1 protein-coding gene is annotated in these 675 nt (G+C 38.4%); it reads left to right on the top strand.

From position 1 onward, the window contains the following. Positions 1-627 (top strand): IS3 family transposase (locus H8704_RS14030; protein WP_249298677.1); only part of this gene is annotated, 627 nt, incomplete at its 5' end. Between the last annotated feature and the right edge of the window lie 48 nt (positions 628-675).

Raw genomic sequence — 675 nt, forward strand, 5'->3', positions numbered from 1 at the left:
AAATACATGAAACAAATGGGCATCAAAGCCCAATGGATCCGTCCATGGACAGTAACAACCAAGGATTCCGATTTCAGTAATGAATTGCAAAATATCCTTGATGAGCAGTTTAATCCTGAACGTCCAAATGCAGTCTGGTGTTCAGATATCACATATATCTGGACGATGGAAGGTTTTGTATATCTGACCAGCATTATGGATCTGTATTCAAGAAAGATCATTGCATGGACGCTTTCCAAAACATTGGAAACATCCTGTGTGATTGAAACTATAAACAAAGCAAAAGTAAAACGCAGCACCGAATTACCTTTGATCATCCACAGTGACAGAGGCAGCCAGTATGTATCGAAAGAATATAAACAGGCAACAGCAAAAATGAATCGAAGCTATTCCAAGAAAGCTTTTCCTTGGGATAATGCCTGTATCGAATCCTTTCATTCGCTGATAAAACGGGAATGGCTGAACCGCTTTAAGATCAGCAATTACAAACATGCATACCGCCTGGTATTTGAATACTTGGAAACGTTTTATAATACCAAACGAATTCATAGTCATTGCGATTATATGTCCCCCGATGATTTTGAAAGATTGTATCAACAGGCAACTTCGGAATTGCTGGCAGGTTAGAATGAGAAAAACTCATTTTAACTTGTACTAAATCTTGACATAGGACCA

This window comes from Jutongia huaianensis, from assembly GCF_014384985.1.
Classification (GTDB): domain Bacteria; phylum Bacillota; class Clostridia; order Lachnospirales; family Lachnospiraceae; genus Jutongia; species Jutongia huaianensis.